Origin of the sequence: Dyella sp., assembly GCF_035486915.1 — a bacterium.
Classification (GTDB): domain Bacteria; phylum Pseudomonadota; class Gammaproteobacteria; order Xanthomonadales; family Rhodanobacteraceae; genus Dyella_B.
This window is the reverse complement of the sequence record NZ_DATHMR010000129.1, coordinates 1-8,186: the sequence shown is the minus strand read 5'-3', so window position 1 is coordinate 8,186 and position 8,186 is coordinate 1. Positions and strand designations below refer to the sequence as shown.

The 8,186-nt window shown below is 59.5% G+C and carries 9 protein-coding genes; 4 read left to right on the top strand and 5 right to left on the bottom strand.

All coding sequences use genetic code 11. The features are described 5' to 3' along the window. The 3 genes from VK725_RS10025 to VK725_RS10015 form a co-directional block, all read left to right on the top strand. Positions 1 to 1,367 (top strand): efflux RND transporter permease subunit (locus tag VK725_RS10025; protein WP_325317910.1); only part of this gene is annotated, 1,367 nt, incomplete at its 5' end. Positions 1,368 to 1,369: 2 nt separating this feature from the next. Then, positions 1,370 to 2,872: an efflux transporter outer membrane subunit gene (locus VK725_RS10020; RefSeq protein WP_325317909.1), complete on the top strand. Its 1,503-nt coding sequence runs from the start codon at positions 1,370 to 1,372 to the stop codon at positions 2,870 to 2,872. 99 nt (positions 2,873 to 2,971) lie between these two features. After that, complete coding sequence (locus tag VK725_RS10015; RefSeq protein ID WP_325317908.1) at positions 2,972 to 3,766, top strand: hypothetical protein; 795 nt, start codon at positions 2,972 to 2,974, stop codon at positions 3,764 to 3,766. Between the two features lie 27 nt (positions 3,767 to 3,793). Here VK725_RS10015 and VK725_RS10010 read toward each other — a convergent pair whose 3' ends face one another. From VK725_RS10010 to rpsU, 5 genes are all read right to left on the bottom strand, one after another. Beyond that, positions 3,794 to 4,408, bottom strand: a complete 615-nt coding sequence (locus tag VK725_RS10010) for a DedA family protein (protein WP_325317907.1) — start codon at positions 4,406 to 4,408, stop codon at positions 3,794 to 3,796. A 69-nt stretch (positions 4,409 to 4,477) separates the two neighbouring features. After that, complete coding sequence (gene dnaG, locus VK725_RS10005; protein WP_325317906.1) at positions 4,478 to 6,214, bottom strand: DNA primase; 1,737 nt, start codon at positions 6,212 to 6,214, stop codon at positions 4,478 to 4,480. Positions 6,215 to 6,305: 91 nt separating this feature from the next. Next, positions 6,306 to 6,476 carry a DUF1328 domain-containing protein gene (locus VK725_RS10000; RefSeq protein ID WP_325317905.1) on the bottom strand — a complete coding sequence of 57 codons (171 nt, stop codon included), beginning with the start codon at positions 6,474 to 6,476 and terminating at the stop codon, positions 6,306 to 6,308. Between the two features lie 116 nt (positions 6,477 to 6,592). Further along, the gene (locus tag VK725_RS09995) at positions 6,593 to 7,039 is read right to left on the bottom strand and encodes a GatB/YqeY domain-containing protein (RefSeq protein WP_325317904.1); all 447 of its coding nucleotides are present in this window, start codon (positions 7,037 to 7,039) and stop codon (positions 6,593 to 6,595) included. A gap of 175 nt (positions 7,040 to 7,214) precedes the next feature. Then, positions 7,215 to 7,430, bottom strand: coding sequence for a 30S ribosomal protein S21 (rpsU, locus tag VK725_RS09990; RefSeq protein WP_115477777.1), 216 nt, complete (start codon positions 7,428 to 7,430; stop codon positions 7,215 to 7,217). A 210-nt stretch (positions 7,431 to 7,640) separates the two neighbouring features. On the opposite strand from rpsU, the gene VK725_RS09985 reads away from it, so the two are divergent. After that, the coding region (locus tag VK725_RS09985; RefSeq protein WP_325317903.1) for a tRNA (adenosine(37)-N6)-threonylcarbamoyltransferase complex transferase subunit TsaD at positions 7,641 to 8,186 on the top strand (546 nt) is incomplete at its 3' end.

Sequence of the window (8,186 nt, the reverse complement as noted above, 5' to 3'; positions counted from 1 at the left end):
AATTACGCAAGGTCGTGCGTGAGTTCCCCGAGGTGTCGTATGTCGTGACCCAGTTAGGGCGCAACGATACGGGTTCGGATCCTTGGACGCCGTCGCATATCGAATCTGGTGTCGGTTTGACGCCGTATAGCACGTGGCACGGTGAAACCAAGGCGCAATTTCTGCGCAAGTTCAACGCGCGCTTGCAACAGATTCCGGGCATTACTGTGGGCATCAGCCAGCCGATCGTCGATGGCGAGAACGATATGATTGGCGGTGCGCATGCGCCCTTGGTGCTTCGCATCTACGGCCAGGATTTGCACGAAATGCGCCGTATCGGCAACCAGATGGTCAATGTGATCAGGGGTGTGCGCGGTACCGAAGATGCAGCGATCTTCCAGGAACCTCCGATTCCTCAGTTGACGATTACGGCGGACCGCGATGCCGCGGCGCGCTACGGCGTCAACGTCGGCGATATCACCAGCCTGATCCAGACGGCTATCGGCGGGGCGCCGATCACGCAGGTCTATGTCGAGGATCGCATCTATAACGTTACTGCGCGTGTGGCCAACGAAGTCGCCAATAGCGTGCAGGCCGTTGGCGAGATGCCGTTGACGTCCACCACCGGTGCGCAAGTTCCATTGAAAGAGGTGGCACATATCAAGCTCGCCATGGGTGAAAGCACCATTGCACATGAGCACGGGCAACGTGAGTTGACGATCAGTATCGAAAATTCCGGCCGCGCGTTGTCCGAGTATCTTGCCGATGCGCAAGCGCAAATCGATGCGAAGGTTCACTACGACAAATCGACATACACACTTGAGTGGGCCGGTAACTTCCAGAACGAGCAGCGTGCACAGGCGCGACTGATCGTCGTGATGGGTATGGTGATGGCCATCATGGCTGTGTTGTTGTTTGCCGAATTCGGCAAATTCCATCAGGCCATGCTTGTATTGGGCGTTGTGCCGCTCGCCACCGTAGGTGGCTTGATCGCGCTGCATGTTCGTGGAGAAACGCTGAATATTGCGACCGCGGTAGGTTTTATCGCGCTATTTGGTGTCGCGGTGCAAAACGGCATCATCATGGTGTCGAACATCAATCGTGTTCGGCGAGAGGGTTTGTCGCTCTTTGAGGGTGTTGTAGTAGGCGCGACAGAACGATTCCGTCCGGTGCTGATGACAGCCACTGTTGCCAGTATCGGCATGCTCCCCGCAGCACTTGCAACGGGTGTAGGCACCGATGTGCAGCGTGGCTTGGCAACAGTCGTGGTGGGTGGTTTGCCCATTGCCACGCTTTTAACGCTTTTTATCCTGCCTGCCTTGTATTACGGGTTGGAAAATTTCATCTACAAGCGTTTCGGTCATGCACCATCCGCGGTGGAGATCTGACCATGAACGCCATCAAGAACATTGCATCGTGGCGTTCAGGCCGTACTGTGCTCGCCTTCGGTAGCGGTCTCGCGTTGAGCGCTTGCGCGGTCGGACCCAATTACCACCGTCCGGCCGCACCGACAGCACAGAGCTATACCTCCACACCCATATCGCAGACCACACCGTCTGTGCCAGGGCCGGGTGGCAACACGCAGCAGTTTGTGCAGGGCATGGATATTCCCGGGCAGTGGTGGACCTTGTTCCATTCCGAACCGCTGAATGGCTTGATCGATGATTCGATCAAGCACAATCCCGATCTGGCGGCTGCGCAGCAGGCGTTGATTGCTACGGTTGAAAACGTAAAAGCGCAGCGTGGCGCCTATTACCCTCAGGTCAGCGCGAGCGTGGACCCGACACGGCAAAAGGTTGGCGATGTGCTGTCCAGTAATCTGGCATCCAATAGCACGCTCTACAACCTCACCACGGCGCAATTGAGCATTTCCTACACGCCCGACTTATGGGGCGCGAATCGCCGTCAGGTGGAGTCGCTGGCGGCGCAGGCCGATGCACAACGTTTTCAGTTGGAAGCGACGTATCTCACGCTGACGTCCAATGTCGTTAACGCGGCCATTGGTGAGGCATCGCTGCGGGCGCAGATCGCTTCCACGCAGGACATGGTCGACAGTCAGTCGAAGATCCTGGAAACCAATCGCAAGCAGTTGGCGTTGGGCGATGTGGCGGATGCCGATATTGCATCTCAGGAAGCGACGCTGGAAACGACGCGCGCCACGTTGCCGCCGTTGCAAAAGCAGCTGGCGCAACAACGCGATCTTCTCGCTGTGCTGACGGGTCGTACGCCAGATCAGGATGTGCCGGCGCAGTTCAATTTCGACCGACTGCAATTGCCGCACGATCTGCCGTTGACGTTACCGGCGCGATTGGTGGAGCAACGCCCGGATGTGCGCATGGCCGATGCGAATCTGCATGCGGCGTGCGCACAGGTCGGCGTCGCGTTTGCCGCGCGTCTGCCGAACATCAACATTACCGCCAACTGGGGTAGCGCAGCCGATCAGATGCACAACCTGTTTGGTTCGGGCACGGGCTTCTGGAATCTCGGCGCGGCCGTCACGTCGCCGATTTTCAGCGGCGGCACTCTGCTGCATCATCAACGCGCCGCCGAAGCCAATTATCGACAGGCGGCCGAGCAATACCGCAGCACGGTGATGTCCGCCTTGCAGAACGTGGCCGATGCATTGCACGCACTGCAAGCCGATGCCGATGCGATGGTGGCCAGCGCACGCGCCGAACGTGCAGCGGCCCGCAGTCTGGACATCGCCAAGCGTCAGTACGAACTGGGAGATATCAGCATGGTCGCGTTGCTCAATGCGCAGGTGACGTATCGTCAGGCCGAACTCGCCTTGATTCAGGCGCGCGCCGACCGTTATTCCGACACCGTTGCCTTGTTCCAGGCGCTTGGTGGCGGATGGTGGAATCGTCACGATGTAACCGACACCTCGAAGTAAAAATGGGAGCCAGCCACATGTCTGGATGGCATCCTATCTCCGGGTATGTCGTGCACGTTAAAAGCAGGGATAGAATGAGGTACACCGGGGAGGGGCGCGATGTACTTATTGGATCATCCCATTCACCTGTTCGTCGTCGCGACTGCCGTGTTATTGCTCGCGCACGAGATCGGTTTTCGTCTTCGCGTGCTGGCGAAGGATCGCGATGAAAAAGATTGGCAGAAGCAGGTTCACGATACGCGCAATCAGATCGCGTTTCTGCTGAGCCTGCTGATCGGCTTCGCCATGAGTATGGCGCTGAGCCGCTTCGATGAGCGCAAGCAGCTGGTCGTCGACGAAGCCAACGCCATTGGCACGGTTTATTTGCGTACGGCAACCCAGGCGGACCCCGTGCGTAGCAGTGCGCCGGCACTGCTGCGCGACTACGTCGATACTCGTCTCTTGATCTTCGGCAACAAGGCGCAGGATCAGGAGCGCAACAATGCTTCAAAGCGCTCCAGGCAAATCCAGGATGCGCTTTGGAGTGAGGTCGCTATCGAAGCTCAGCAAACCCCAACGCCGATCGTCGGACTTTACGAATCGTCGTTGAACGACATGATCGATCTGGACGGTAAACGTGTCGCGGCCCTGATCAATCGCATTCCCCTGGATATCTGGGTGCTATTGGCGTTTTTGTCGATTACGACGTCGTTAGTGGTGGGTTACGGGCAACAGCGTCGCGCGTGGATGGCGACATTTGTACCCGTGCTTATGGTGGCGATTGCGATTAGCCTGATTGCGGATTTGGACACACCGGCGAGCGGATTTATTCAGGTCAATCAACAGAGCATGCAAAGTCTGAGCGACGATTTGCACATGCAGCTATCGAGCGCTGATGATGTACACGCGCACTAGGCCGTCGCGTCTCGCTATGGGCTGGCTCTAAGACTGCGATTTACGCGTACGCCGATACCACCACAGCGCCAGCGCTCCCAGCACTACCAGGCCGCCCAGCACCCATAAGCTGCTTTGCCCGCGGCGAATCCACGTGCCCAGCCACTCGCGCCGGTTCGCGCCGAAGTAACCCAGATACACCCAGAACGGCACGCTGATCAGCGCAGCCAGACCATCCAGCATCAAAAAGCGCGTGAAGGTGACGCGACGCGTCGCACCTGCCGTGATGTAGACGGCCGTGCGCATGCCAGGAAGAAAACGCGCGAAAAACATCAGTCGATTACCGTAGCGCTCGAACTTTTCCTGCATCTTCGCGTAACGGCGCGGCGGCATCAGCAACGCAATCGGGCGCCATCGCAGCATGTGCTCACCGAAGTGATGACCGAGCCCAAACATGGCCGCATCGCCAATCATCACGCCTGCGATCGTGACGACGGCCATCACATGCACGTTGGCATAGCCCATGCCTGCAATCACACCGCCGGCAACGAGCGTGATGTCCTCGGGAATGGGAATGCCTGCGCCACAAAGCAAAAGTGCAATGAGAACCGCGATATATCCGTTGTGGGCGAAGATGGTGACCAGGCGCTCAAGCAAATCCATCGACGTTCCTTGATGTCGAAGTGTCGTTGCGTAGGATGGCATCCTGACATGAACAAAGCTGTCGGTATTTCATGTTGGTGTCGTGGGTAAGGGCGCACGCGCTGCCAGTAATTCGCGCAGCTCGGCTTTTTCGGCGTCCGTGAGAGCTCCTTCGCGGTTCTTTGCGACCAGTGCATCGCGACGTTGCGCAATGGCTTGTTGCTCCATTTTAACCAGAGCATCGAAAAATTCCGTGCGCTGGATTTCCGGCTCGCCCACCACAGTGGCCGCCATCAGTTTTTGCAGGGCGGCGTATTCGGGTCGTCCATTGAAATGCTCCACCAGTACCGCCGGATTGATGCCAGGTCGCGCACGCGCGGTGTCCAGCAATTCCGCAAGCAGTTCCACGCCTGGTTTGTCGAGGCGAAGAAAGGCATACGGCTTTTCGATCTGATCGGCGATTCCCGGTTGAGCCAGCAATAGGGCGATAGCGCTGCGTACCAGTGAACGTTGCACGGCGACCGGGCGTTGCACGGTGCGACGTGCATTGGAATCTTGTTCCAGTACCGCACGCGCCCCGCTGCGTTTTTCCAGCTCCTGCGCCATCAGGTCGCGGAAAGCGCCATCGGGCAGGCGCGCAATCAGGGGACGGACGCGCTCGGCAAGGCGTGCGCGCCCGTCGAGGCTCGCCATGTCTACGTCATGCGACAGCTCGCCGAAAAAATATTCGGATAGCGGTGTCGCTTCACGCAGACGTTTTTCAAAACCTTCCTTGCCTTCCTTGCGCACCAATGTGTCTGGATCTTCGCCTTCAGGAAGAAAAAGAAAGTACGCCTGACGACCATCGCGCAAACGCGGCAACGCCGATTCAAGTGCCTTCCATGCCGCGGCTCGACCGGCGCGATCGCCGTCGAAACAGAACACGACATCCGGCGCGGCGCGGAACAGCACTTCGGTATGGTCGGGTGTGGTTGCCGTGCCAAGCGTCGCCACCGCAATCGGCAGGCCGGCCTGATGCAACGCAATGACATCCATATAGCCTTCCACCACCACGATACGCGCGAGGTTGCTGTTGGCTTGCTTCACCTGCCACAGCGCGAACAACTCGCGGCCTTTGTGGAACAGCGGTGTTTCCGGTGAATTGAGGTATTTCGGACCTTGCTCCGATTGCAATACACGACCGCCAAAGGCAATCACGCGGCCGCGGCGATCCATGATCGGAAACATCAGGCGTTCGCGGAAGCGGTCGTACTTGCTGCCACGTTCGCTGCTCGCGACCATGCCGGCTTCGGTGAGCAATTGCATGCGCCGCTCGCTAGTGCCGAGCGTGCGAATCACACCGTCGTAGCCCGCGGGTGCCCAGCCAATACGGAAGCGTGCGATGGTTTCGGCATCCAACCCGCGTTTGGCGCAGTACGCTTTGGCTTCCGCGCTCGTGGGCAGTTCGCCTTCGTACCAGCGTGCGGCGGCATCGAGCACCGCGTAGAGATCGGTTTTGTCCTCGCGAGGCGCGTTGTCGCGAGAATTTTCGTAGGGCACTTTCAGCCCTACGGCTTGCGCCAGTTCTTCAATGGCGTCCGGAAATTCAAGCCGCTCATAGTCCATCAGGAACTTGATTGCACTCCCATGCGCACCGCAGCCGAAGCAATGGAAAAACTGCTTGGCCGGGCTGACATAGAACGAGGGTGTGCGTTCGTTGTGGAACGGACAGCAGGCCGTCCACTCGCGACCGGCCTTTTTCAACGGCACGCGCCGCTCGATCACGTCGACGATGTCGACGCGGGCAAGCAGTTCATCGATGAAGCTGTCCGGGATGCGGCCGCGCATAGACGGCTAGTCTATCTGGACGACAGCTCGAAGTCGGTGAGAGTTTGAGGCGCTTGCCACATGGTCATGCGCAAGCGCCCGATCTCGACAACTAAAGGATATGGATCAAGCCGATCACAGCCAGCACGGCGATCAGGAAGATGATCACGAAAATGGCGAACAGGATTTTGGCAATGGTGCCGGCGATGCCGGAGAGGGTGCCGAAGCCGAGCCAACCTGAGATCAGCGAGACGATGGCGAAGATGATGGCCCACTTGAGCATGCGTCGGTTCTCCCAATGGTCGCCACGCAAGGGTGGCAGGCAGCGAGCGATCTAAACGGACTACATGTGAAGACTGCGCCACGATGGTATCGGGCGCAGTCTTTGCCGGTCCAGCGTCAACCGCCGAGGCGGGCCTTGATGCGCGCAGACGCCTGACCCATGTCGGCACGACCGGCCGCTTTGGCTTTAACGATGGCGACGACCTTGCCCATATCGCGCGGGCTGCTGGCACCAATCTCCGCGATGGCGGCAACGATCAGCGCTTCGAGTTCCGCGTCGGTGAGCTTGGTCGGCAGATAGGCTTCGATCACACCCATTTCCATACGCTCGACGTTGGCTAGGTCTTCACGGCTGGCCGCGACGTACTGGGTGATGGAGTCCTTGCGCTGCTTGAGCATTTTCTCCAGCACCGACAGGGTCTGGACATCGTCCAGCTCGATGCGCTCGTCCACTTCGCGCTGTTTGATGGCGGCGAGGATCAAACGGATGACGCCGAGGCGTTCCTTGTCGCCGCCGCGCATCGCGGTCTTCATGTCATCGGTGAGTTGCTGTTTAAGACTCATGCGCACACTCCTAAAAGCCAATCTTCGGAAAGCACAAAGCCGACGTTGCGGGGCAACGTCGGCCAGTGCAAGTGCCTAGGCAATCGGTGGCTGCGAATGGACGCGCCGACCGAGAGCAATGCGAGGGTTCAGCGCGGAGCGCGCTCGAACCGGCGTCCGCCGAGGCGGACAGCGCTCAGTACAGGCGGGTCTTGCGCGAAACGTCGCGCGACAGACGGCGCAGGTGACGCTTCACGGCGGCAGCGCGCTTGCGCTTGCGTTCCTGGGTCGGCTTTTCGTAGAACTCGCGCTTGCGGGTCTCGGCGAGGACGCCGGCCTTCTCACAGGTGCGCTTGAAGCGACGCAGGGCGAGTTCGAATGGTTCGTTCTCGCGAACTTTTACGCTGGGCATGGAAACTCCGGAATAGTAAACGCGCCCGCAGGACCGGGCGAGCCGCAAAGTATACCCTCAGACCTATGCGGATTTCAAAGTGGTATGGCTGCGAAATGAGGTGCGGCATAGGGGTCGGCGCTGCCGCTTGGCCTGAATGCGGCTTTCAGGTTTTGCCGATACCATGTCCGACCGAGTCGAAATCCCTTTGCGGCACCCCATTTAGCAGCCATGAGCCCTGTCACCGCCCCTCGCCCCGTTCTGGGCATTGAAACGTCATGCGACGAAACCGGCGTGGCCTTGCTGCGCTGGGAACCGCAGGCTCCGGGCCGCGGGTTGCTGGCGCATGCGCTCTATACCCAGATCAAGCTGCATGCCGACTATGGCGGCGTGGTGCCGGAACTGGCCAGCCGCGATCACGTCCGAAAATTGCTGCCGCTGGTGCGCGAAGCCCTGTCGCAAGCGGACATGACGCCGGCCGATCTGGGCGGCGTGGCATATACCGCAGGGCCAGGCTTGGTTGGCGCGCTTCTGGTCGGCGCGGCTACCGGGCGGGCGATGGCCTGGGCGCTCGGCGTTCCCGCCATCGGCGTGCACCATATGGAAGGACATCTGCTGGCGCCATTGCTGGAAGACGACCCACCCGAGCCACCTTTCGTGGCTCTGCTCGTATCGGGCGGTCATTCGATGCTGGTGCAAGTGCAAGGCGTGGGTCATTACCGGATTCTTGGCGATACGCTGGACGATGCCGCCGGCGAGGCCTTCGACAAGACAGCA